23 protein-coding genes and 1 pseudogene are annotated in these 22,469 nt (G+C 71.5%); 2 read left to right on the top strand and 22 right to left on the bottom strand.

The window, feature by feature from the left end:
- From DI573_RS08155 to DI573_RS08235, 17 genes and pseudogenes are all read right to left on the bottom strand, one after another.
- Positions 1-711, bottom strand: coding sequence for an A24 family peptidase (locus DI573_RS08155; RefSeq protein WP_363331351.1), 711 nt, complete (start codon positions 709-711; stop codon positions 1-3).
- Between the two features lie 69 nt (positions 712-780).
- Positions 781-2,307, bottom strand: coding sequence for a hypothetical protein (locus tag DI573_RS08160; protein ID WP_292812687.1), 1,527 nt, complete (start codon positions 2,305-2,307; stop codon positions 781-783).
- A complete protein-coding gene (locus tag DI573_RS08165; protein ID WP_292812689.1) occupies positions 2,307-2,870 on the bottom strand; it encodes a hypothetical protein in 564 nt (187 codons plus the stop codon). The genes DI573_RS08160 and DI573_RS08165 overlap by 1 nt, the downstream gene beginning before the upstream one ends.
- Positions 2,871-2,880: 10 nt before the next feature.
- Positions 2,881-3,393, bottom strand: a complete 513-nt coding sequence (locus DI573_RS08170; protein ID WP_292812691.1) for a type II secretion system protein — start codon at positions 3,391-3,393, stop codon at positions 2,881-2,883.
- 81 nt (positions 3,394-3,474) lie between these two features.
- Positions 3,475-3,876, bottom strand: coding sequence for a prepilin-type N-terminal cleavage/methylation domain-containing protein (locus DI573_RS08175; protein ID WP_292812693.1), 402 nt, complete (start codon positions 3,874-3,876; stop codon positions 3,475-3,477).
- A gap of 671 nt (positions 3,877-4,547) precedes the next feature.
- Positions 4,548-5,786 carry a type II secretion system F family protein gene (locus DI573_RS08180; protein ID WP_292812696.1) on the bottom strand — a complete coding sequence of 413 codons (1,239 nt, stop codon included), beginning with the start codon at positions 5,784-5,786 and terminating at the stop codon, positions 4,548-4,550.
- Positions 5,783-6,931, bottom strand: coding sequence for a type IV pilus twitching motility protein PilT (locus DI573_RS08185; protein ID WP_292812698.1), 1,149 nt, complete (start codon positions 6,929-6,931; stop codon positions 5,783-5,785). The genes DI573_RS08180 and DI573_RS08185 overlap by 4 nt, the downstream gene beginning before the upstream one ends.
- Positions 6,932-6,939: 8 nt before the next feature.
- Complete coding sequence (locus DI573_RS08190) at positions 6,940-7,644, bottom strand: hypothetical protein (RefSeq protein ID WP_292812700.1); 705 nt, start codon at positions 7,642-7,644, stop codon at positions 6,940-6,942.
- A complete protein-coding gene (locus DI573_RS08195; RefSeq protein WP_292812703.1) occupies positions 7,644-8,330 on the bottom strand; it encodes a hypothetical protein in 687 nt (228 codons plus the stop codon). Before DI573_RS08195 ends, DI573_RS08190 begins: the two co-directional genes overlap by 1 nt.
- Positions 8,330-9,280 carry a pilus assembly protein PilM gene (pilM, locus tag DI573_RS08200; protein WP_292812705.1) on the bottom strand — a complete coding sequence of 317 codons (951 nt, stop codon included), beginning with the start codon at positions 9,278-9,280 and terminating at the stop codon, positions 8,330-8,332. Before pilM ends, DI573_RS08195 begins: the two co-directional genes overlap by 1 nt.
- An 89-nt stretch (positions 9,281-9,369) precedes the next feature.
- Positions 9,370-9,861, bottom strand: a complete 492-nt coding sequence (locus DI573_RS08205) for an A24 family peptidase (protein ID WP_292812749.1) — start codon at positions 9,859-9,861, stop codon at positions 9,370-9,372.
- A 60-nt stretch (positions 9,862-9,921) separates the two neighbouring features.
- A pseudogene (locus tag DI573_RS08210) lies at positions 9,922-10,065 on the bottom strand (prepilin peptidase); the annotation flags it as partial.
- A gap of 43 nt (positions 10,066-10,108) precedes the next feature.
- Complete coding sequence (locus tag DI573_RS08215) at positions 10,109-11,653, bottom strand: hypothetical protein (protein ID WP_292812707.1); 1,545 nt, start codon at positions 11,651-11,653, stop codon at positions 10,109-10,111.
- Entirely contained in the window at positions 11,644-12,255 is a 612-nt protein-coding gene (locus DI573_RS08220; RefSeq protein WP_292812710.1) for a hypothetical protein, read from the bottom strand. Before DI573_RS08220 ends, DI573_RS08215 begins: the two co-directional genes overlap by 10 nt.
- Positions 12,252-12,686 carry a prepilin-type N-terminal cleavage/methylation domain-containing protein gene (locus DI573_RS08225; RefSeq protein ID WP_292812713.1) on the bottom strand — a complete coding sequence of 145 codons (435 nt, stop codon included), beginning with the start codon at positions 12,684-12,686 and terminating at the stop codon, positions 12,252-12,254. The genes DI573_RS08220 and DI573_RS08225 overlap by 4 nt, the downstream gene beginning before the upstream one ends.
- A 151-nt stretch (positions 12,687-12,837) precedes the next feature.
- Entirely contained in the window at positions 12,838-13,224 is a 387-nt protein-coding gene (locus DI573_RS08230; protein ID WP_292812715.1) for a prepilin-type N-terminal cleavage/methylation domain-containing protein, read from the bottom strand.
- A 331-nt stretch (positions 13,225-13,555) separates the two neighbouring features.
- Positions 13,556-13,855, bottom strand: a complete 300-nt coding sequence (locus tag DI573_RS08235) for a DUF1905 domain-containing protein (protein WP_292812717.1) — start codon at positions 13,853-13,855, stop codon at positions 13,556-13,558.
- 183 nt (positions 13,856-14,038) lie between these two features.
- On the opposite strand from DI573_RS08235, the gene DI573_RS08240 reads away from it, so the two are divergent.
- On the top strand, positions 14,039-14,452 hold the full coding sequence (locus tag DI573_RS08240; protein WP_292812720.1) for a DUF4383 domain-containing protein: 414 nt from the start codon (positions 14,039-14,041) through the stop codon (positions 14,450-14,452).
- An 8-nt stretch (positions 14,453-14,460) separates the two neighbouring features.
- Positions 14,461-15,063, top strand: coding sequence for a hypothetical protein (locus DI573_RS08245; RefSeq protein ID WP_292812722.1), 603 nt, complete (start codon positions 14,461-14,463; stop codon positions 15,061-15,063).
- Positions 15,064-15,553: 490 nt separating this feature from the next.
- Here DI573_RS08245 and DI573_RS08250 read toward each other — a convergent pair whose 3' ends face one another.
- The 5 genes from DI573_RS08250 to DI573_RS08270 form a co-directional block, all read right to left on the bottom strand.
- Positions 15,554-16,546, bottom strand: a complete 993-nt coding sequence (locus DI573_RS08250; RefSeq protein WP_292812725.1) for an aldo/keto reductase — start codon at positions 16,544-16,546, stop codon at positions 15,554-15,556.
- Positions 16,547-16,803: 257 nt separating this feature from the next.
- On the bottom strand, positions 16,804-17,553 hold the full coding sequence (locus tag DI573_RS08255) for a hypothetical protein (RefSeq protein WP_292812727.1): 750 nt from the start codon (positions 17,551-17,553) through the stop codon (positions 16,804-16,806).
- A gap of 203 nt (positions 17,554-17,756) precedes the next feature.
- Positions 17,757-18,422: a response regulator transcription factor gene (locus DI573_RS08260; RefSeq protein ID WP_292812730.1), complete on the bottom strand. Its 666-nt coding sequence runs from the start codon at positions 18,420-18,422 to the stop codon at positions 17,757-17,759.
- An 11-nt stretch (positions 18,423-18,433) separates the two neighbouring features.
- Positions 18,434-20,554 carry an ATP-binding protein gene (locus tag DI573_RS08265; protein ID WP_292812732.1) on the bottom strand — a complete coding sequence of 707 codons (2,121 nt, stop codon included), beginning with the start codon at positions 20,552-20,554 and terminating at the stop codon, positions 18,434-18,436.
- On the bottom strand, positions 20,551-22,461 hold the full coding sequence (locus tag DI573_RS08270; protein ID WP_292812735.1) for a histidine kinase: 1,911 nt from the start codon (positions 22,459-22,461) through the stop codon (positions 20,551-20,553). Before DI573_RS08270 ends, DI573_RS08265 begins: the two co-directional genes overlap by 4 nt.
- Between the last annotated feature and the right edge of the window lie 8 nt (positions 22,462-22,469).

Here is a 22,469-nt window from a genome sequence, read left to right on the forward strand (position 1 = left end):
TCATGCGCCGATCGCCCATCGCACGTACGCCTGGGCGAGCGGTTCGCCGGCGGCGATGCCCAGCCAGGCACCCGCCAGCATCCACGGCCCGAAGGGGATCGCGTCACGCCTGCCGGCACGTCGCGCGATGATCACCGCGACGCCGTACAACCCGCCGAGTACGAAGGCCGCGAATCCGCCGACGGCCAGCGCGCCCCAGCCGACCCAGCCGAGATACATGCCGAGGACCCCGGCGAGCTTGACGTCGCCGCCGCCCATGCCGTCGGGCCGGATGAGGCGAAGGAGCGCATAGAACCCGTACATCGCGGCGGCCCCGACGGCGGCGCGCACGAGGCCCATGGGGTCGGCGCCGAGAGAGGCGGCGACCCCGAACAGACCGAACGCGACGACGTAGCTCGGCAGCACGATGGCGCTCGGCAGCCGCTGGGTGTCGAGGTCGATGAGCGTCAACGCGACGCTGACGGCAGCCAGCCACAGGTACGCCAGGAGCACCGCGATGCTCGACGCGTCCACGCCCGCGATCGCGACCCTCTCGGTCGCGGCCCACACGACACCCAGGAACGCGAGCGCCGTCGCGACCTCGACCAGCGGGTAGCGTGCCGAGATCGTGGTGCGGCACGTCGCGCAACGACCGCGCAGCAGCATCCACGACACCACCGGCACGTTCTGCCACGGCCGCACCGGAGCATCGCACGCCGGGCAACGGCTCATTGAGGAACGACCCGATGACGAGGCCGAAGACGGCCGCGAGCACGAGCGTGTATACGAGAGCGGCGGGGGTCATCGGAGGTCTCTCTGACTGACGAGCGTGCCGAGCGCCTCGATGGTCTCGGCGCCGACGGATGTCGCGCTCTCGGGCATGTTCGGCAGCAGGATCTGGTCGCCGTAGAACGACAGGCCTCCGCCATAGTCGAACGACCCGCCGTAGAAGGCCCCGCTCCACTCGTCGTGCCCCATGCCCGCGACGTCGATGATGCACGGCGTGTAAGCCATGGCGGTGACCCCCGTCGCCATGATCGTGCCGTTGATCAGGATGTCGCTGCCGCGCACACACGTCGGCTTGCCGTCGGCGAGCGTGTCTTCGACGACGACCCACACACTCGGGGAGGCCCCGCCCGCCGCGCGGACGGTCAGCATCGTGAGGTCGAAATCGTCCGCCAGCAGCACAAGATCGGTGTTCAGGAACACCTCGGGGTGCGATCCGTTGTTCGAGCTCAGTTCGCTGCACGCGCGTGCGTCGACGATCGTCGGAGTGGTGAGAGTGCCGAGACTCCCCCATCCGGTGCCCGGGCTGGCGTTGAAGTACCCGCAGGTTCCGACCGCGGTGCTGCCTCTGACATCTGTCAGGGTCACCACGTCGAAGCCCTGCCAGTCGGACTGCTGGTAGCGGTAGTCGAACCACGGATCGAAGGTCGGCGCGGCCGCCGGGGTCGTCACGGACTCCGGTTCGTTGATGCCCCCCGCCACCGAGCCGCTCTCCATCTGCAGCGTGGCGCTCAGCGGCAGGGTCAGCGACCCGAGCAGGCGCTGGCTGCCGAGGTACGCGCTGCCGGCCGTGACGACATCGCCCCCCACGGTCTTGGCGTTCCAGCCGAAGTCGACGGTACCGCCCGCGAGCAGGTCGCCGCCGATCGTGCCCTGGATGTTGTTGCTGCCCGAGCCCGAGACCGAGACCGTGCCGCGGATGGTGTCGCCGCCGTTCGACATGTCGAGCGTGCCGCCGGCCACGACCGATCCCTGCACGTCGCAGCCGCCCTTCGTGGCGAAGCTTCCGCTCAGCACGATGTTGGCCGGGATCACGGACTGGCAGGTGAAGTCTCCCGTCGGGATCACGATCGAGAGCAGCTCGTCATCGAGCGTGTGGGCCAGCACCTCGTCGGTGAACGTCGTCTTTCCGAAGAAGACCATGTCGCCCTCGCCGCCGATGTTCTCCACGCTGTAGTCGTAGACCGCGGAGAGCGTGACCGCTCCGCCGCTCACGCCGTAGCCGGTGGAGACGAACGTTGCGCGACCGCCCTCGCACGTCGAGGCGACGTCGTAGCGGGGGGCGGTGGCGTTGGTGAGGCTGAGGTTGCAGACGACGTCGGTGCGGCGGACGTGGGCGACAGCATCCGCCAATCCCGCATCGGCGGCGGCGCGCGCCTCGGCGTTCGAGCGACTGCCGACGAGGGATGCTGTCGTGTTGGTCACGACCGTGGCGGCGGTGAGGCCGCCGAGGCTCAGCACCAGCATGATGATGAGGACGACGACGAGAGTGGATCCGCGCTCGTCGGACGGAGGCGCGGGGGTGCGGCGGGGGCGGGACATCACCAGCACCCCAATGCCTGCGTATCGGTGAGCGCCTGTGCCGTGACGCCGGACGTGACCGCGACGCTCTCGTCGCCGACGGCGACCGAGAGTCCGACCGTGAGCAGCAGGCCGTCTGCCGTGAACGGCACCCCGCCGGGTTCGGTGCCCGTGACGCCCGTCGCGAGGACCGCCCAGGCCGCGGGATCGGTGCCGATCGCGCTGGTCGACGTGGTGTACATGAGGGCCCCGTCGGGGGTCAACGCCCACGCGCGGCATTCCCAGTCGCTGGCACCGGTCGCGACGCGGGCCCGCAGTACGGCCCCGTCGATGGTGAAGAGGTCGGCATTGCGCACCGATGCCTGGATCGACTCCGTGATGACCTGCGCCTGCCCGGTGGCGGAGTCGCGCTCGCGGGTCGAGGCCTCGGTGCGCATGCCGGTGATGAAGATCGAGACCATCAGACCGAGGAACAGGGCCGCGAGTGCCGCCCCGATGATGAGTTCGACCATCGTGATGCCGGCATCGTCCGCTCGGCTCCCGCCCGCGCCGCGCGCTGGCTGCGGGTGCGGGTGGGGCTTCATGGCTTTCCGATCAGGGGGATGAGACGACGATGCGGGTGGGGACGGTGGCGAGCACCGCCGTGGGATCTGCGCTTTCGTAGACGCGCGCGGTGACGGTGACCGTGCCCGGCAGGTCGGCGGGGCACTCGGAGACGAGGATGTCGGCCGAGAGTCCGCTGCGTGCCGGGTCCGGTATGCCGGTGGCCCGGTGCGCCTGGACGGCGGTGCAGGTGGTGGTGAGGATGTCGCTCGGGAACTGGTCGCGGAAGAATGCGAGCCGCTCCCCGGCGAACGTGGTCGCGGCGACCAGCGAGGTGTTGGATGCGCTGGCGCGAGTACCCTGCACCAGCAGGGGCAGCACCGCCATGGCGAGGATCGCGACGAGGAACATCGCGATCACGAGTTCGACGATGCTGAACCCGTCATCGGTGTGGATGCTGCGGCTTGCGTGGTGCGCGTCTCGGGGGTGCGTGGCTCGGGGGTGCGTGCTTCGGGGGTGCGTGCTTCGGGGGGAATCGTCCGCGGCGGTGATTCTGCGAGTCATCGCGAACCTCCCGAGGGGAACGAATCGGGGTGTGCGAGCCATCCTCCCCCGAGGGCGCCGCACACCCCGACGATTGTGGGGTTACGGAGTGCAGCCCGGTCCGGCGATGCCCTGCCCGTCTCCGGTCGGGGCTTCGGCAGTAGCGCCACGAGTCGCCACGACACAGATGTCATCGATTTCAGTCGCCGCAGTTCCGCCTTCCCAACCGACGGTCACGTCGCCCTCAGCGAGGTTGCTGAAGTCAACTGCTTCGCCCTGCGCGATGGCCGCCGCTGCCTGACTGGCACCGTTCGCGGCGATGGCGTCGAGGGAGTTCTGCTCAGCGTCCGCCTGAATGCCGAAGAAGATTGGAATGGCGACGGCGGCGAGGACGCCGAGGATGACGACGACGACGATCAACTCGATGAGCGAGAAGCCCTTGTCGCCGTTCTCTTCGCGGCGGGCCTTCTCGGCCTGGATGTAGCTGCGGACGAATGCGCGCATGGTGGTCTCCCGTGTGTGGTGCCGAATGTGTGAGACCCCGTCGCCGGGGCCGGAGTTGGCGCCCTTCCTGCGCTTCCCTCCGGTGAGAATCATTAGATACTTCTCATCTTCGTGTCAACCCAGGAGAGGCAAGTTCGTCAATTCAACACGCCGCCGTAACATGATCACTGAGGCATATCTTGAGCAAACCTTGAGGAGAATCGCGGATTCCCGCGGCAAAAGCGGTGGCACCTGACGTACCGCGCCCACACCGACATCCACCGAGAGCCCCGTGGCGCAGCATCCCACCGACAAAAACATGAGAGAAAAGATGAGAGCCATCTCACCCAACAATGAGAGCCCTCTCATATATCGGTATCCCACTCCGCCCTCCTGCATGTCCCGAAAACTGTCGCCTAACGGCCCTCAGACCGACAGAAAGTGGGACACCGTGCCGGCGCACGGCGCCCGAGCGGCGCATTCTCGCTTGGATGTCCCAGAATCTGTCGGCTGGCGACGCCCATGCCGACAGAAAGTGGGACACCATCCCACGAAGAGCGAGCCGGCAAGCGGGCGGGCGCGCAAAGCCACGCAAAGAAGAACCGCCCCCGGCCGCGCAGAGCGCTGGCCGAGGGCGGGTATCCGGACGCCCCCGTGGAAGGGGGAGGGGGTGGGGCGCCGGATCCTGTGTCTCAGCCGGTCTGGCTGAGCTGTCCGTAGATGCCGAAGATCGGCATGTAGAGGGCGACGACCATGCCGCCGATGAGGATGCCGATCACGACGATGAGGATCGGCTCGATCGTCGAGGTCAGCTGCTCGGTCGCGGTCTCGACCTCGCCCTCATAGAGGTCGGCGATGCTCGCGAGCATCTCCGCGAGGGTCCCCGACTCCTCGCCGACCGACACCATCTGCGCCACCATCGGCGGGAACACTCCGGATGCGGCCAGCGGCGCGGCGAACGAGCGCCCCTGTCGCACGGAGTCCTGGATGTCGCGCACGGCGCGGGCGACGACGCTGTTGTGCGCAGCCTCCCCCACCACCGACAGGGCCTGCAGCAGCGGAACACCGGCGTCGAGCATCATCGCGAGGCTCCGGGCGAAGCGGGCGACGGCGATCTTGGTCGCCAGAGGACCGAACACCGGCATCCGCAGCTTCAGCGGATCGACCACCGCGCGCACCCGGTCGCTGTCCTTGGCGCGCAGCCACCAGATGCCGACACCCACGACGAGCAGGGCGAGCAGCGGCAGGATCCAGATCATGTTGTCGCTGATCACCACCAGGATGAGCGTCGGCAGCGGCAGATCTCCGCCCATGCCCGAGAACATGCCCTCGAAGATCGGCACGACGAAGGTCACCATCGCCAGCAGCGCGACGACCGCGATCACGAGCACGATGACGGGGTACGTCGTCGCCGCGCGGATCTTGTCGCGCAGCTGCGCCTCACCCGCGTAGGTCTTGGCAACCGAGGTGAGCGAGCGACCGAGGAAACCGCCGCTCTCGCCGACCCGGATGAGGTTCACCATCAGCGGCGGGAACGCCAGCGGCTGCCGGGCGAACGCGCTCGAGAGCGACGACCCCGACTGCACATCGGCCTGCGCCAGCACGAGTGCCGCCTGCAGCGCCTTGTCGTCGGTCTGCTCGACCATGATCGACAGGGCGCGCATGAGCGGGAGCCCCGCGTTGATCAGGCCCGCGAGCTGCTTGGCGAACACGGCGAGCGCCTTGACGCCCACGCGCTTCTGCCGCCCGGGCAGGGTGATCTCGCGCTGCAGTCCCGTCTTGCGCACGGGCGACACGTCGAGAGTCGTCAGGCCCTGCGCGCGCAGCTTGGCCGCGACGGCGCTCTCGCTCGCCGCCTCGATGCTGCCCTTGACGACGGCGCTGCCGTCGGCGTCGATCGCTCGGTAGCTGTACTCCTGCACGATGCTCATCGCCGTGCTCCCCACTGCTCGAGCTGGCGATCGCCGGCGTTGAGCGTCCAGGCCTCGGCGTCGAGATCCGCGGGGCGCACCCGCACGTCGTCGAGGGTCTGCGGATCGGCGGCCATCGCGCGCGCGACGTGCGCGGCGACGGTGCCGTTCTCAACCAGGCGCTTGAGGTCCTGATCGAGGGTGTGCATGCCGAGGCCCGCGCCCGCCTGCATGGCGGAGGAGAGCTGCGCCACCTGACCCTCGCGGATCATGTTCGCCACGGCGGGGGTGTTCACGAGCACCTCGGTCGCGATCGTGCGACCGGCATCCTGCGCCACCGGCAGCAGCGTCTGGCTGATGATGCCCTGCAGCGTGTCGCCGAGCTGCGTGCGGATCTGATCCTGCTGATGCGAGGGAAAGACGTCCACGATGCGGTTGATGCTCTTCGCCGCGCCCTGCGTGTGCAGCGTCGAGAGCACCAGGTGCCCGGTCTCGGCCGCCGAGAGCGCCGTCGCGATCGACTCGCGGTCGCGCAGCTCGCCGATGAGGATCACGTCGGGGTCCTGACGCAGCACCCGACGCAGCGCCTCGGCGAACGACGCCGTGTCGGAGCCGATCTCGCGCTGGTGCACGAGCGCGCGCCGACTGCGGTGGGTGAACTCGATCGGGTCCTCGATCGTGACGATGTGGGCCGGCAGCGTGCGGTTGATGATGTCGACCATCGCCGTCAGCGTCGTCGACTTGCCCGACCCCGTCGGCCCCGTCACGAGCACGAGACCCCGGGGCTTGAGCGCCAGGTCGCGGGCGATCGCCGGCGCGCCGAGCTCCTCGAGCGAGAACACGCGGTTGGGGATCAGTCGCAGCGCCGCCGCGACCTCGCCCGCCTGGCGGAACACGTTCACGCGCAGGCGCCCGACCTCGGGCACGGCGTACGAGAGATCGACCTCGCCCGCGGCGTAGAACTGGTCGCTCTGGTCGGGGCTCATGAACCCCAGCACCGCCGATTCGACCCACACGGCCGAGGTCGGCTCCGCGTGCGCGGGCACGGCGACGAGGTCACCGTCGACCCGCATGAGGGGCACCTGGCCGGCGGTGAGATGGATGTCGGAGGCCCCGGCGAGCGCGGCGGTCTCGATCAGACGATCGAGTGCGGTTGTCTGCGTCATGATCGCTCTCACTCCCCCGCCGCGGATGCGGCGCCCGGCTGCACGAAGGTCAGCGCGTTGACGGTCAGTCGCGGCGACTCGGCGTCGTCGACGAGCGACGACTGCACGACGGCGATGAGACGCGGGCCCTGCGCGAGCGCGTCGAGGAACCGCGCCGCCGCATCGGGGTCGGCGGCTTCCACGATGATCGTGAAGGGCACCTGCACTCGACCCGAATCGGTGGATGCTGCACCCCCCGCGGTCTCGGACGTCTCGCTGCCGGTGGCGGCAGCATCCGTCGTCGTGCCGTCGGAGGGCGCCTGCCCGTCGGCGGGGGCGGCCGGCGCGACCGCGGCGTCGGCCGAGACCGCCGCGGTGCGGGCGGTCCAGGGCTCGGACGTCGACGCCGTGGCGCTGACGACGGTGACCCCGGCCTGCTGGGCGGCGGTCGCGACGAGCTCGAACACGTCGTCGAGGTCGCTCGCGGCAGGGATCTCGGCGCGCAGCTCGGCGAGGTCGCTCTCGATCTCGTCGAGCCGCTCGCTCTCGGCCTCGAGCGTTGCGACCCGCACGGCGTAGGCGGCGTTGGAGGCCGCGACGCTCTGCGAGCTCTCACCCGTCTGCGAGGCGTTGACGAACAGCGGCACGGCCAGCAGCAGGATGCCGGCGACGATCACCGCGATCACGAGGATCGCGCCGATCAGGTTGATGAACTGCTTCGGGAACTGGGCCATCACTCCGTCTCCCCCGCGGCGTAGCGGCCGCTGTAGATGGACTGGTCGAGATCGAGCTCGAGCAGGTAGGTGTAGGCGGTCGCGCCGTCGGTGTCGGTGGAGGTGACGTCGCGGCCATCGACCGCCTTTACGCCCGCGACGTCGCGCAGGCTGCGGATCGTGCCGGCCATGTCGAGCGGCGTTGCGCTGGTGAGCGTGAGCGTGCCGGTGAGCCCGCTCGCGGCGGCGCTCGCGACGGCCGTGTCGGCCGCCACGTCGCTGTCGGTGTCGGCCGCCACGACGGGTGCCGCGCCGACGACGACGTCGAAGCCCGTGATCGAGACGCCCGCCGGCAGCGCGCCGGCAAGGCCCGAGACGGTGTCGCGCCAGAGGATGTCGGTGCCCATCGCGTCGGCGCGGAAGGCGCCGAGCTCGCCCACCGAGGTCAGCGCCGAGCTGACCTCGGTGAGTGCGGCGAGCTCGGTCAGCAGCTCGGCGGTGCGCGCCTGCTCGAGCGCCAGCCGCTGGTCGGCGGCGAGCTTGACCACGAACGCGGCGCCCGCGGTGACAGCGACCGCCGCGAGGGCCGCGACGAGCACCCACGCCCACGTGCGCACGAGGACCGCGCGGCGACGGCGCTCGATCTCGGCGCGCGGCATGAGGTTGACCCGCGGCGCGCGCGGGGTGGCGAGGATCGGAGCGCGCATCAGGCGGCCTCCCCCAGCGCGACGCCGACGGTGCTGACGAGGTTCAGCGCGCTCTCGCTCGGCACCTGCGCCTGCTCCAGGGCGACGAGGTCGCCGAGCGTGGCCTCGTGCACCGTGATGTCGAGCCCGCCGACGAGCGCCGAGCGCAGGCCCGGCAGGGCCGCGCCCGCACCGCTCAGGTGGATGCCGGAGATCGATGTGCCGTCGGGGCGATCGCCGTAGAACGCGATCGTCGAGCGCACCCGGTGGGCGAGGTCGGCGACGACGGGATCGAGGGCGGCCGGGGCGTCGGTGCGCTCGGCCGCGGCGCGCAGGGCGGTCGCTGCCGTGGGCACGTCGATCGGGATCACGCGCACGAAGCGCGGCACCCCGTCGACGGCGATCACGACGTGCGTGGTGTGGTCGCCCACGTGCACCATCGCCACGCTCTCACCGGGCGAGAGCCGACCGGCCAGGCGCGCGAGCCCGAAGGGCACGAGGTCGACGAGGTCGGTACGAAGTCCCGCCTTGGCGAGCGTCGCCACCAGCTGCTCGACGGTCTCGGCGACGGCCGCGACGAGCAGGCCCGTGACCTGGCCGTCGTGCTCCGACACCGGGAAGAAGTCCAGCACCGCCTGGTGCGCCGGCACCGGCAGCAGATCCTGCACCTGGAACGGCAGCGCCTGGCGCAGCAGCTCCGGGCGCATCGCCTGCGTCGTGTACTCGCGCACGAGCACGCGCCGGCTGCCGATGCCGAGCACGACCCGGCGCCCCTTGATGCCCGCGCGGCTCCACAGCTGCCGGATCGCGACGGCGACGGCATCCACATCGAGCACTTCGGAGTCCTTCGCGGCTCCGGGCGGCAATGCGACCTCGCCGCTGGCGACGAGCTTGGGCATGCGCCCGGTCGTGATCTCGACCGCGCGCACGCTCTCTTCGGTGATCTCCAGTCCCACGAGCGTTCTCGCCATGGTGTCCCCTCCCTTGATTCCCCAGTGCGGCCCCCGCCGCCTCGACTCGCACGCGCCCCGCTTCCACCCGGTGCGCGCACGCTGTTGCATCACGTCGTGAAGACCGTGCCCGTGTACCACCCCGCCAGCCACTCGCCCGCGGCGATGCCGCCGAGGGCGCCCAGCAGCATCCAGGGGCCGAACGGGATCGCCGTGCGGCGCCCCGCCCGCTGCAGCCCCATGAGCGCGAGGCCGAAGACCCCGCCCAGCACGAAGGCCGCGAACGCTCCGACCGCGAGCGCGCCCCAGCCGAGCCACCCGAGGTACAGACCGATGACGCCGGCGAGCTTGACGTCGCCGCCGCCCATGCCGTCGGGCCGGACGAGGCGCAGCACGGCGTAGAACCCGTACAGCACCGCGGCGCCGATCCCGGCGCGCCCAAGCGCCGACCAGTCGGCCCCGAGCAGGCACGCGAGCGCGAACAGCGATCCCGCCACGAGATAGCTCGGCAGCACGATCGCGTTGGGCAGGCGGTGCGTGTCGAGATCGATCAGCGTCAGCGCGATCGCGATCGACACGAAGTAGAGGTAGGCGACGAGCACTGCGGCGGTCGCGGCGACCGGCAGGGACGTGGTCGCGAGGGTCGCGGCGGTGACGCCCGCGAACGCGACGCCCGTCGCGAGCTCGACCAGCGGGTAGCGGGCCGAGATCGCGGTGCGGCACGTCGCGCAACGACCGCGCAGCAGCATCCACGACACCACCGGCACGTTCTGCCACGGCCGCACCGGAGCATCGCACGCCGGGCAACGGCTCCTGCGAGGGCGGCGATCGTGGCGGAAGCGAGCGCGGTCACGAGATGTCCCGCTGCGAGAGGAGGGCGCCGAGTGTCGTGGTGCCGCCGCCGGTGGCGCCCGAGCCGCCGGGACCCGCGCCCCACTGTCCGGGCAGCGCCATCGAGTGCGCGTAGATGTTGATGCTGCCGCCGTCGTCGAGCGTGCCGGCGTACATCGAGCCGGTCCAGGTGCCGCCGTTGCCGACCCGCAGCGTGCAGGGGGTGTAGGCCATGGCCTTCACCCGGATGTCGATGTAGGCGTCCGTCTCGATCGTGCGACCGGGCACGCACGTGGGCTGCTTGTCGGCGACCGCATCGGGCACGACGAACCACGCCTGCGGGTCGGTGCCCGACTTGGGGGTCAGCGTGAACTTGCCGAACGAGAAGCTGTTGGCCACGAGCACGAGGTTGACGCCCAGCTGCGCCTTGGCATCGGCCCCGAATGCCGTGTCGATGCCGTTCGTGCACGCCGTCGTGTCGACGACCGTGTTCTTTGCCAGACCCGTGACGAAGGTGTTCCAGAACGTCGTGGTCTTGCCGTTGATGGTGCTGCAGCTGTACGGCGCCGACATCGGGGTGATGGTGACGATGTCGAAGCCCGGCCAGTCCGCGGCCTTGTAGGCGTAGTCGAACCACGGGTCGAAGGTGGGCGCGGTCACGCTCGGCTGCCAGCGGATGCCGTTCGCGGCTCCGTTCGCGACCTTCGCGTGGCTCGTCGGCTTGGCGGCGGTGACATCGGCCCACTGGATCTGCAGCTTGGCGCTCTGCGGCAGCGTCAGCGTGCCGCCGACCTTCGAGATGCTGCCGCCGATCGCCGTGCTGCCGCCCGAGGTGACACTGCCCTGCACGACATCGCTGTTGTTGAGATACACCGACCAGGCACCGAACGGATTGCTCCCGCCCGCGTGCAGGCTGCCGGTGATGGTGCAGCCCGACTGTCCCTGGAACGAGCCCTTGATGCGCACATCGCCCGGGATCACGGTCTTGCATTCGAAGCCGCCGCCCGCCGGGAACTCGACGGCGGTCAGGCCCGTCGACTTGGGCATGACGTGGTTGGTGAAGTAGACGCTCTCCCCCGCCGGATTGAAGAACACCAGCTCGGCGGCGCCGCCGAACGAGGGCGCCGTCTCATACGCGTACACGGCCCGGGTGACGGTCGTTCCGCCGTCGGTGCCGCGCCCGGTCGAGGTGAAGGTCACGCGGTCGGTCGTGCATGTGCTCGTGACGGAATACGAGGGGGTGGATGCTGTCAGCGACAGCGCGCAGAAGTCCGAGGTGCGGCGTGCCTGGGCCAACGCGGCCGAGATTCCGGCGTCGGCCGCGGCCTTGGCCTGCACCCCGCCGCGCGTCTGCACGATCGAGGAGGCGGTGCCGGTGACGACGGCCGCCGCGGTCATCGCGACGAGGCTCAGCACGAGCATGATCACGACGACAGAGACGAGGGCCGAGCCCTGGTCGTCGGCGCGGGCCGTGCGGGTGGTGTGCGCGGTGCGGGCGGTGTGGCGGTCGTGCGCGCGGGTGCGCGCGGTGTGGGCGCGGGTGCGCAGGCGGTTCACCAGCATGAGGCGGTCGTTCCTTCCTGCGTGGCCTGGGCGAGCGTGCCGCCCGAGATCGGAATCGTGGACTCGCCGGTCGTGACCGCGAGGGTGAGGGTCAGGCTCTTACCCGACGTCGTGAAGGCGGCGCCGCCCGGGCCGGTGCCCTCGACGCCGGTCGAGAGCTGCGTCCAGCCGGAGTAGCCCGCGGCCGGCAGCGCGATCGCGGTCGCCGCCGTGCGGTGCATGAGCGAGCCGGCGGGCGTGAGGGCCCATGCCTCGCAGCGCGCCGACGTCGTGCCGGTGGCGACCCGGGCCCGCAGCACGAGCCCGTCGACGCGGAAGTCGGTGGAATTGCGGATGCTGGTCTGCACCGAGTTCGCGATCACCTGCGCTTTGCCGGTGGCCTGATCGCGTTCGGTGGCCGCCGCCCCCGATGACAGCCCGGTCGTGAAGAGCACCGCCAGGATGCCGAGCAGCAGTGCCGTGAGCGCGCCGTACATGATCAGCTCGATCAGCGTCGCCCCGCCCTCGCCCGTCGAGGCGGCGGTCGTGGCGCCCGCGGATCGGCGGTGCGCGGCGGTCGATCGGCGGTGCGCGGCGGTCGATCGGCGCGATGCGGCGGTCACGAGGTGCTCACCAGGATCTTGGTGGGCACCGACGTGAGCACCGGCGAACCGGGCTCCTCGCGGACGGTGACCGTGACGGTCACGGTGCCCGGGTATTGCGCCGGGCAGGCGCCGAACCCGTAGGCGGTGGTGAGCCCCGTGCTCGCATCGACTCCCCCAGCCGATGCGAGCACGGAGCCGCAGCTCGTCGTCGTGGACGAGTCCGGGAACCGGGCACGGATCTCTGCGATCTCGGCGTTCGCCAAAGCGTTCGCCGTGGCCAGATCGCGGTTGTCCGCACTCGATGCCGTCGCGGTGATCAGCAGCGGTACGACCGCCAGCGAGATCACCATCAGCAGCAACATCGCGACGACGACCTCGACGAGGCTGAAACCCCCGTCGGCGGTGCGCCGTGCGCCTCCCCCGTGCTGCCGCTTCTGCGACGTTCCCATGTCGCCCACCCTCCCCAGGTGCGAGCTGTTGTCCCCGAAGGGACTTCCCCAAGTTGCACCCCCGAGCGGTCTTCCCCAGTCCGCTCAGGGGCTCTGGCCGGAGCCGGCGGCGGCTGTGTCGCCGCGCGGCCCCGTCAGTTCGTGTGGCTGCTTAGCAGCCGGGTCCGGCCTTCTGCGCGGTGACACCGGTCTTGGTGGCCTCGACACAGATCGTGTCGATGTTGCCCGCGGTCAGCTTGGTGACCTTGGCCGTCACGCCATCCTTCGACAGGTTCGCCAGAGTGTCGCCGACAGCGAGGGTGCTGCCACCCTGCGCCACGGACGATGCCACCTGCGACGCGCCGTTCGCGGCGACAGTCTTCAGCGAGTTGACCTCGGCCGAGGCCTGGATGTTCGCGAAGATCGGGATGGCCACGGCGGCCAGAACGCCGAGGATGACGACGACGACGATGAGCTCGATGAGCGAGAATCCGCCCTCACCGGTCTCTTCGCGGCGCTTCTTGGCGGCGGTGATGTAATTGCGAATCGATGCACGCATGTGCGTATCTCCCCAGTGGAATAAATGAACAGGTCAGCACTGACGCGCTCGGATATCCCTTGTTTCCCCAGATATCCCAGCCTTCCAGAGCTGGGTCCTTGGGAATCCCACTCGTGAGATCCCCTCCCCGAGATGATCATGAGACGTCTCTCATCTAGATGTCAACTGTCTCTCATTCGCTGTGGAAAGTCCTTCACCGCCCGGAACTCGCCGTAATGCCTGGTCGTAGGCACATTCGGTGTCCATGAGCGCGCATGGATCACAGCATCCACTGCGGTGATCTTGAGGTCAGCCTGAGGAACCCGCGCGTGAGAATGAGAGGCCGACGGCCTCAGGCGTCGATGATCTCGAGCCGCACGCGGGCGACGTCGCCGAGCGAGAGGCCCTCGGCATCCCGCACCGCCCTTTTGAGCGGAAGCACGTACGTGCCCTCCTGCGCAGACGGAAAGATCGACGTCGACCACGTCGACCCGCCGATCGTTGCCCGCACGCGCACCGAGCCGAAGCCGCGCGCGGGGCGCGGGATCTCGCGGATGTCGGCGCTCAACTCTGGCGGCACCGAGACGAAGAACCACGACGAGTCCTCACGGGCATCCCACTGCCAGACCTCGGCGTCGAACTCGATGATCATGCGCCCAGGGTAGCGCCGTGCCGCGCCCGGGGGTGCCTCGGCAGGCTTCGGAGAATGCCTGATCATCGCCAATACCGCGCGCGCCAGTGCCGACGCAACCCCCGGGCCGTCCAATCCGATGGCGGCTAACCTCCGAAACACCTGGGAGCCCGGAGACACCGGGCTCGAGATTGGAGGCGCGTCATGCGCACGTCACCCAACCGCATCGTCGCGACGATCTTCGGTGCCGTCTACATCCTCGTGGGGCTGCTCGGCTTCGCGGTCACCGGCGGCGTCGGCTTCATCGCCACCGAGGGCGGCCTGCTGCTCGGCATCTTCGAGGTCAACCCGCTGCACAACATCGCTCATCTGCTGATCGGTGCCGCGCTGCTGATCGCCGGCCTCTCGTCGGTCTCGGCCGCCAAGGGCGTCAACGTCACGATCGGCGCCGTGTACCTGCTGCTGGGCATCGTCGGATTCTTCATCGCCGAGAGCGCGCTGAACATCCTCGCCCTCAACACCGCCGACCACTTCCTGCACCTGGCCAGCGCCCTCGTGCTGCTCGGTGTCGGCCTCGGCGCCGAGCGCGGCGTGCGCACACGCCACGCGACGGCCTGATCCGCGCGATGTCTCTGCGCATGTGGCCCGCTCTCGCCTCGTGGGGGGCGGGCCTCATTCATCTCGCGGTCGCGGCTGCGGCGCCGCCTGCCATGCTCGCACTGTTCGTCCTCATCGGGGCGGTCGAGATCGTCTGGGGTGTGCTCGTGCTGCGCGCGGGCGGCCTCGTCGTGCCACGCATCGCGCTCGGCGCCGCCGTGGCGATCGTCGCGGCCTCTGTCGCCGCGGCACTTGCGGGCGTGATGGCCTGGCTGCCGCTGGCGAGCTCGACGGTGTTCGTCGTGTTCATCGCGGGTGCATGCGCCCTCGCGGTGCGGCGCGGGGTCCGGGGTGGTGCGCGGGCGGTTGATGCCGGTGGCGGTGCCGGTCCGGTCGGTGGTGCCGTTGCCGATGCCGGGGGCGGTGCTGCCGGTGCCGGTCCGGTTGGCGCCGGCGGGCTCGCGGAATCGGCCGCTCCCGAGCGCCGCGAACCCCGACCCGGCCGCACCATCACGGGACTGCTGGCGGGTGCCGCGATCGTCGCCGCGCTGACCACCCCGGCCCTCGCGGCCACGGACGCCGGCGACCACGCCGTGCCCCACGGCGAGATGCCCGGCCACAGCGCTCACTGAGCGCCCGCGCGGTCGCGGGACGGCAGCATCCCGCCGCCATCCCGCGACCGCGCGGCCGCCCGGCCGGCGCCACCCCGGCCGGCGCCGCCCCGGCCGCGCGCCGCCCCGGCCCGCGCCGCCCCGGCCCGCCCATCGGCAGCACGGCCGGCGCCGCAAACGCCCGAACCCACACTTTTGCAGCGAAACATCACGCGTCGTATGGGGTTTCGTTGCAAATATGTGGGTTCGGCGGCGGGATCCCTGCGAAACCGACGGATACCGCCCCCGGTAGACCCCCCTACCCCCGCCCGGAGTCCATCCCGCCCCCGACGGCCCGGCCTGCGCCACAAACGCCCGAACCCACACTTTTGCAGCGAGCCACCACACGACGAATGGGGTTTCGCTGCAAATATGTGGGTTCGGCGGCGGGATCCCTGCGAAACCGACCGAAACCGACGAACACCGACGCGCGCGACACCCGGACATCGGCCCGCCCGCGCCCGACGCGCCGCTACCAGAGCGGGTGGATGCCGGCCCTCAGCCGATCGTCGTAGACCCGGTGCACGGCGGAATCGAACGCCGCGATATCGAATCCGTCATCGAGCAGGGCGGCGGCATCCGCGTTCGATGCTGCCTGCGCGGGGGTGCGCGCCCCCGGGATGACGGAGGAGACGCCGGGGCGGGACGCGATCCACGCGAGGGTCGCCGCCGGCAGCGTCACCCCGACGGGAAGCGCCGCCGCGAGTTCCCCCGCCGCCTCGAGGCCGGTCTCGAAGTCGACACCCGAGAATGTCTCGCCGCGGTCGAACGCCTCGCCGCCGCGGTTGTACGTGCGGTGGTCGTTGTCGGCGAACGTCGTCGCGCGCGTGTATCTGCCCGAGAGCAGACCGGATGCGAGCGGCACCCGAGCGAGGATCCCCACGCCCGCCGCCTCGGCCGCGGGCAGGACCTCATCGAGAGGCTTGAGCCGGAAGGGGTTCAGGATGATCTGCACGCTCGCGACCCCGGGGCGGGCGATCGCGGTGAGCGCCTGCGAGCAGGTCTCGACAGACACGCCGTAGGCCGCGATGGTCTCGTCTGCCACGAGCGCGTCGAGGGCGTCGTAGACGGCGTCGTCTTCGATGACGGATGCCGGAGGGCAGTGCAGCTGCACGAGGTCGAGCGTGTCGACGCCGAGGTTGCGGCGCGAGCGGTCGGTCCAGGCGCGGAAATTCGCCGCCGAGTAGTTGGCCGGCTCCTGCGGCAGCCGCCGGCCCATCTTGGTCGCGACGGTGAGCTCAGCGCCGGGATTGGCGGCGACGAAGCGGCCGATCAGCGTCTCGGACCGGCCATCGCCGTAGACGTCGGCCGTGTCGAACAGCGTGATGCCCCGTTCGAGGGCGGTCTCGAGCACGGCGAACGCGTCGTCTTCGCCGACGTCGCCCCAGTCGGCGCCGAGCTGCCAGGTACCGAGACCGATCGCCGAGACGTCGCGTCCGGTGCGTCCGAAAGTGCGCTGCTGCATGGTTCTCCTCGCGTAAGCGGTCAACATTCCGGAGACGTTGCCGCGATCGTGTCGCGCGGGCCCGGAATCCCGGGCCCCGGCGTTGCCGGCGCCCGCGCCGGTCCGGAATGTTGACCGCTCCAGCATCGCACGCGCGAAGGCGGCGTGCAGGTCCCCACCTGCACGCCGCCTGTCCGGACGGATCGTCCCCCGTCGATCTGGCCCCCCGGCTCGTCCGGATACCGACGCGACGCACCCGAAGCTCCGCGGCGGACTTGTCAGCCGCGCATCGGCGGCTCGGGTTCGGTGATGCGGCTGCGGCCCACGGCGAGCCAGATTCCCGCGATCGCCAGCCAGATCGGCGTCAGCGTTCCCGGCAGACCCGGCACGCCCGTGGCGACCGTCAGCACGAGCAGGAACAGCGCCACGACCAGCCCCACCGAGGCCATCACCCGTGAGATCGAGCGCTCGACCCACGCCATCCATCCCATCCCCAGCACCGCGACGAGTGCTCCGAACCACGGCAAGTAGGCGCCGAAGTCGGTCAGCATGTAGTAGACGAACAGCCCCTCCGAGTCGTAGAGGCCCGCCTCCGGACCGAGGTAGTTCGCCAGCGCCCCGCGCCAGCCGTACCCCAGCAGCGACGCCCCGGCCGTCGCGATCAGGCCCGCGGTGACCACGCCCGCCGCGCTCGAGCGCACGAACCGCGCCTCGACGTGTCGCCGCCATGCACCGACGAAGACGAGCATGCCGAGGATCCCGAGCAGCCCCGCGGTGAAGCCGATCCGCCCGATCAGCGGGTCCAAACCCATCACGTCGGCCGAGGTGACGATGTAATCGGTGCCGTTCTCCCACGCCTCGGTTTCGGCGGCGGGCCGCAGGTCGGTGCCGACCGTGCCGATCGCGCCGCCGATGCCGGCGAGGGTGAGCCAGAGCGGCCAGGCCGCGAAGCGGAAGCCGCGGGACGGAGTGCGGCGCGCCGGCCGCGGCGCCGCGGTCGTTCGGGCGCCGGATGAAGAGGTGGTCATGGTTTCGCTTTCGTCGAAGGTGCGCGGCCCCCGCCGCGCTGCCGCACCGCGGCACACCCCGAGACTCCCGCGCCCGACGGCCCGGGCCCCAGGTGCCGATGTCCCGAATCGCCCGGGACATCGCTCCGGGACGCACCACCACCCCGACCGACCGCGCCGACCGACCGCGGCGACCGCCCGCGTCGACCCGCCCGCACGGGCGCTCAGCGCCGGACGGACCCGAAGCCGGCGTCACGCGCCATGACGATCAGCGCGCTGCGATCGGACGCGCCGAGCTTGGTGAGGATCCCGTACACGTAGTTGCGCACGGTCTTGTTGGTCAAGAACAGGGTGCGCGCGATCGAGCCGTTGTCGAGCCCGCGCGCCACGAGCTCGAGCACCTCGCTCTCGCGCTCGGTGAGCTCGGGAAACGGCCGGGCGGAGGCATCCCCCGCGCTCCCGCTGAGGTAGGCCATCGCGCGCGCGGCGACGTCTGCGCCGAAGAGCAGCTCGCCCTCGGCGACCGCGTGGATCGCCCGCTCGACCTCGCGCGGTGTGGCGACCTTGAGCAGATAACCCCGGGCCCCGGCGCGCATCGCGGCGAAGAGCGACTGGTCGTCTCCGAGCATCGTCAGCACCAGAACGGCGGTGCGTGGATGCTGTCGCATGATCGTGCGCGTCGCGTCGATGCCCGACTCCCCTGCCAGGTCCAGGTCCATCAGCACGACATCCGGCGTACGTTCCGCGACGAGCGCGACCGCGGCGTCGACGGTCTCGGCGTCGCCCACCACCTCCACCCCGTCGAGGGTCTCGAGCAGCGAGGTGATGCCGCGGCGGAAGAGGGGATGATCGTCGACCACGGCGACCGTGATCGCCCGTTCCCGCGTCATGTCGGTCCCCCTCACCTCGCACCTCCGCGCACGGCCGGCCCCGCAGCCTCCACAGGTGTCCCGGCCTCGCCCGGCTCCTCGCGCGCCGCACGCGTCCCCACGAGCGCCAGCGTCGTGCCATCCTGCCCGGTCGAGATCTCGAGCCTCGCCCCCAGCTCCGCGGCCCGCTCGCGCATCGACCGCATGCCCACGCCCCATGGGGCGTCGGCGGCGATGCCGCGTCCGTCGTCGCTGATGCGCAGCATCCATGGATCACCGTCGACCCCGCGCTCCAGCCGTACCTCGATCCGCGTGGCCCGCGCATGCCGGACGGCGTTCGCCAGCGCTTCGGACGCGATCAGGTAGAGCCCGTCGCGCACGGGTGGGGGCAGGTGATCGTCGGCGCCGGCATCGACGCGCACCGCCACGGCGAGCGCCGGGGAGTCGAAGCGTCCGCCGATCTCGCGCAGCGCGCGGCCCAGGGTCGCGCCCTCGAGCGGCGAGGGCGTCACCTCCCCGGCCAGCTCCCGCACCGCACGGGCGCGGCGGGTGAGGTCGTCGCCGAGCTCGGCCAGCAGCGCGCGGGCGCGCTCGGGGTGATCCCTCAGCAGGTTCTGCGTCGCCGCGAGGCCGAAGCCGATGCCCGCCAGGGCGGGCCCGAGCCCGTCGTGCAGCTCGCGACGCACGGCGCGACGTTCGGCGGCGCGGCGCGCGAGCAGATCCGCGCGGGCCTGCTCGAGCGCGACACCGGCCTCGACCAGCTGCAGTGCGGCCGCGACGAGGCCGACGATGTCATCGAGCAGCGCGCGCGTGCGGCGATCCAGGCGCTGCCCCTCGCGCGCGGCGACGATGAGGTCGCCGATGCGGCGCGCGCCCACCATGAGCGGCCGCACGAGCTGTCCGCCTCCGCGCGCGTCGACCGGCGCCCGTCCCGACGCCGCGACGAGCTCCGACGAGCCCGCCGCACGTACTTCGACGAACCCCAGCCGCAGCACGCGCCGGATCGCATCGCACAGTCGCTGGAGCCCCGCCGCTCCCGGCTCGAGATCGCCGATCCGATCGCCGAGGCGGGCCAGCATCGACACGGGGTCCGCGCCCTCGCCGTACACGAGGGCGTCGATCCGCCGCTGCAGCCACACGCGCAGCGGCTGCACCGCCAGAGCGATCACGATCGGCGTGACGACCCAGAGTCCGCCGACCCCCGGCAGCACGAGGGCCGTGCCCGCCACGATCGCGAAGGACACCGCGACACCACCGATTGTGAGCGATGCCCACAGGATCACGCGGCTGATGACCATCTCGACGCCCCAGAGCCGTTGCCCCAGCACGAACACGAGGATCGCGGCGGGGTAGAGCACCTGCCCGACGACGGGGGCGATCATCCCGAGATCGACCACCCACCGCGGCGCCGCGAGCTCAGCGGGAAGCACCAGCAGAATGTAGGAGAAGGTCAGGAAGAGGTGACCGAGCGTGAGCCACGCCACCCCCGTACGTTCGCGCCCCCGCGCTCGTGTCCACCGACCGATCAGCACGCCGCACGAGAGCACCGAGATCGTCACCGCCGCGAACGAGAGCGCGGTGTAGGCGGGCGCAAGCACCGCCTGATACCCCGGTAGGTCGATCGCGAGCGGGTTGACGGGGGCGGCGACGCTCTGCTGGGTCAGGCTCGCCACGAACGCGAGCACGGCCACGGCGAGGCCGGTGACGATCACGCCGCGCTGCCACGCGGGCACCGCGTCGCGACGCACGAGCAACGGCAGCGCGGCGGTCATGAAGGTGCCCGGGACGAACCCCCACCCGGCCGCGAACGCGATCAGCCCCCACAGCGGCAGACCGGGGATCTCGGCGCCCAGCAGCCCGTACTGCACCCCGAACGCGGCGATGCCCGACCCGACGGCGTGCACCGCGAGGATCACCCCCACCGGGTGGGGTCGCCGCGCGAGGATCATGGCGCTGACCGGGCCGTAGATCAGCGCGACGGTCACCCCGATCTCGTCGAAGCGCGCCTGCATCTCGGCCGGTGCCGGTGAGAGGAACACCCCCGGCAGCGCGGTCTGCGGCAGCTGCCACACCGCCTGCAGAGTCAGGGACGCCAGCGCGAGCGCCCACGAGATCCCCCAGACCGCGCCCGCGACGATCCGCCGCCCCGTCATCGGGGCATCACCGCCTCGACACCGCGCCGCCCGGGAGTGACGCGCACGCGGGCGCCGACGTCGCGGGCGCGCCGGGCGACGTCGTCGGCGAGCGCGGGCAGGACGGCGGGGTCGACACGGTCGCCCGTCACGAGAAGGGTGACGGATGCCGAGGCCACCTCGACCGCCACCCCGATGACCGCGACCCCGGCCGTGCGCCGCATGCCCACGACGGCCTCGGTCGCCGCGAGGTAGCAGGCCACCTGCAGGTCGGCATCCAGCACATCCGCCCCCGCGGCGCGCACGTCGATGCGCACCCCGTCGACGGCAAAACGACGGGCGAGCTCCTGCAGCGCGCCCTCGAGATCGCCCTCGTCGAGGGCGGCGGGCAGCAGCGAGCGGGCGAGCCGTCGCACGTCCTCGGCGCGCCGGGCCACGTCGTCGCGCACATCGGCGAGCGCTGTCCCCGCGCGGGGCGAGCCGGACTCGATGAGCCGACCCGCCGCCGCCATGCCGAACCCGATGCCCGCGAGCGAGGGAGCGAGCTCGTCGTGCAGCTCGCGGTGCAGCATCCGCCGCTCTTCGCGCCTGACCTCCAGCATCCGCTCGCGTGTCTCGGCGACCTCGATGTTGAGGTCGGCCAGGACGACGGCCACGGCGATGAGCCCGGCGATCTCGGTCACGACGGGAGCGATCTCCGTGCGCAGGTACGCCGGGTCGGCGGAGGTGAGCACGAGGCGACCGACGCGCACGCCACCCGCCGTGAGCTCGATCTCGACGGCCGCGGCGCCGGCCGATCCCTCGCGGGCGGGCGGGGCCCCCGAATCCGGCACGAGCTCGACCGACTGCAGACCCCAGGCGGAGCGCAGCGCGGCGGCGAGCGGGGTGAGTCCGCCGCCGCCGGCGAGGTGCGCGCCGATGCGACGCAGCACCGCGCGCGCATCGTCGCGCGACTGGCCGTAGAGCTCCGCGGTGCGGCGGCGCAGGGAGCGCATGAGGGGCACCCAGCAGAGCGCGAGCGCGCCCGCCGCGATCGCCCCCGCGACCGCGGTCGATGCGCCGAGGAGCCCCGCAAGGTGCGAGATGAGCAGGTAGGCGGCGATCGACACGGCCACGGCCTGCACCCGGAGCGCCCCCGCGGCGAGATGGCGGTGCTCGCCGATGCGCCGCCCGCGCAGGGCGACCGCGAGCACCGCGGCGGGAAGCGCGGCCTGCGCCAGGACGAACGCGGCGTCGCTGAGCACGGTGGCGGTGGGTCCGAGCGGTATCGCGATGCGCAGGTATCCGGCGACCAGCAGCGCGGCGCCGACGGCGAGCCAGGTCAGGGCGGCACGCTCGCGCGGCCCGCCGGCACGACCCTCGCCGACGAGCATCGCGGTACCCACGACGAAGAGCCCGATCGAGGCGTAGAACACCACGAGCAGGACGCCCAGGGGCAACGGCTCGACGAGGCGCGAGTACAGCGAGAGCGTCGCGTCGAGGGCGACCACGACGATGCCCGCCGCGATGCCCGCGCGCCAGAGTCGATCGCGGCGGCGCGCGAGCAGCAGCGGAAGCAGGCAGAGCGCCGCGACTTCGGCCAGGCGCGGAAAGAGCAGCACGGCGTCGGCGAGGGCTGCGGGCACGGTGCCCGGCTCGGTCAGGGGGAGCACGGCGACCGCGAGCGCGAGCCACCCGCACTGCACGGCGAGCGCGCCGACGACGAGGGCGATCGCGGGGCGTCCGCGCACGATGACCACCGCCGCGACGGGCGCGTACACGAGGGCCGTGACGATCACCCGCAGCGTGTTCGACCACGGGCCGCCGGTGCCGAGCACGACGAGCGCCGCCGCGAGCGCCGGCAGCCATGCCGCCGCGATGAGCGCCAGCGCGGCACCGAACGCGGGCGCACGGCGGGGCTCGCGCGCGGGGCGTGCGGGCCGGTCCATGCGCTCAG

Source organism: Microbacterium sp. (genome assembly GCF_003248605.1).
Classification (GTDB): domain Bacteria; phylum Actinomycetota; class Actinomycetes; order Actinomycetales; family Microbacteriaceae; genus Microbacterium.

Excerpts from the sequence above, each read along its gene's own strand:
- DI573_RS08270 (WP_292812735.1), bottom strand. The coding sequence starts at position 22,461 with ATGGACCGGCCCGCACGCCCCGCGCGCGAGCCCCGCCGTGCGCCCGCG.
- DI573_RS08195 (WP_292812703.1), bottom strand. The coding sequence starts at position 8,330 with ATGCGCGCTCCGATCCTCGCCACCCCGCGCGCGCCGCGGGTCAACCTC.
- DI573_RS08190 (WP_292812700.1), bottom strand. The coding sequence starts at position 7,644 with ATGGCCCAGTTCCCGAAGCAGTTCATCAACCTGATCGGCGCGATCCTC.
- DI573_RS08245 (WP_292812722.1), top strand. The coding sequence starts at position 14,461 with ATGTCTCTGCGCATGTGGCCCGCTCTCGCCTCGTGGGGGGCGGGCCTC.
- DI573_RS08170 (WP_292812691.1), bottom strand. The coding sequence starts at position 3,393 with ATGACTCGCAGAATCACCGCCGCGGACGATTCCCCCCGAAGCACGCAC.
- DI573_RS08185 (WP_292812698.1), bottom strand. The coding sequence starts at position 6,931 with ATGACGCAGACAACCGCACTCGATCGTCTGATCGAGACCGCCGCGCTC.
- DI573_RS08155 (WP_363331351.1), bottom strand. The coding sequence starts at position 711 with ATGAGCCGTTGCCCGGCGTGCGATGCTCCGGTGCGGCCGTGGCAGAAC.
- DI573_RS08165 (WP_292812689.1), bottom strand. The coding sequence starts at position 2,870 with ATGAAGCCCCACCCGCACCCGCAGCCAGCGCGCGGCGCGGGCGGGAGC.
- DI573_RS08225 (WP_292812713.1), bottom strand. The coding sequence starts at position 12,686 with ATGGGAACGTCGCAGAAGCGGCAGCACGGGGGAGGCGCACGGCGCACC.
- DI573_RS08255 (WP_292812727.1), bottom strand. The coding sequence starts at position 17,553 with ATGACCACCTCTTCATCCGGCGCCCGAACGACCGCGGCGCCGCGGCCG.
- DI573_RS08160 (WP_292812687.1), bottom strand. The coding sequence starts at position 2,307 with ATGTCCCGCCCCCGCCGCACCCCCGCGCCTCCGTCCGACGAGCGCGGA.
- DI573_RS08240 (WP_292812720.1), top strand. The coding sequence starts at position 14,039 with ATGCGCACGTCACCCAACCGCATCGTCGCGACGATCTTCGGTGCCGTC.
- DI573_RS08260 (WP_292812730.1), bottom strand. The coding sequence starts at position 18,422 with ATGACGCGGGAACGGGCGATCACGGTCGCCGTGGTCGACGATCATCCC.
- DI573_RS08250 (WP_292812725.1), bottom strand. The coding sequence starts at position 16,546 with ATGCAGCAGCGCACTTTCGGACGCACCGGACGCGACGTCTCGGCGATC.
- DI573_RS08230 (WP_292812715.1), bottom strand. The coding sequence starts at position 13,224 with ATGCGTGCATCGATTCGCAATTACATCACCGCCGCCAAGAAGCGCCGC.
- DI573_RS08215 (WP_292812707.1), bottom strand. The coding sequence starts at position 11,653 with ATGCTGGTGAACCGCCTGCGCACCCGCGCCCACACCGCGCGCACCCGC.
- DI573_RS08265 (WP_292812732.1), bottom strand. The coding sequence starts at position 20,554 with ATGACGGGGCGGCGGATCGTCGCGGGCGCGGTCTGGGGGATCTCGTGG.
- DI573_RS08175 (WP_292812693.1), bottom strand. The coding sequence starts at position 3,876 with ATGCGCGCATTCGTCCGCAGCTACATCCAGGCCGAGAAGGCCCGCCGC.
- pilM (WP_292812705.1), bottom strand. The coding sequence starts at position 9,280 with ATGGCGAGAACGCTCGTGGGACTGGAGATCACCGAAGAGAGCGTGCGC.
- DI573_RS08235 (WP_292812717.1), bottom strand. The coding sequence starts at position 13,855 with ATGATCATCGAGTTCGACGCCGAGGTCTGGCAGTGGGATGCCCGTGAG.
- DI573_RS08180 (WP_292812696.1), bottom strand. The coding sequence starts at position 5,786 with ATGAGCATCGTGCAGGAGTACAGCTACCGAGCGATCGACGCCGACGGC.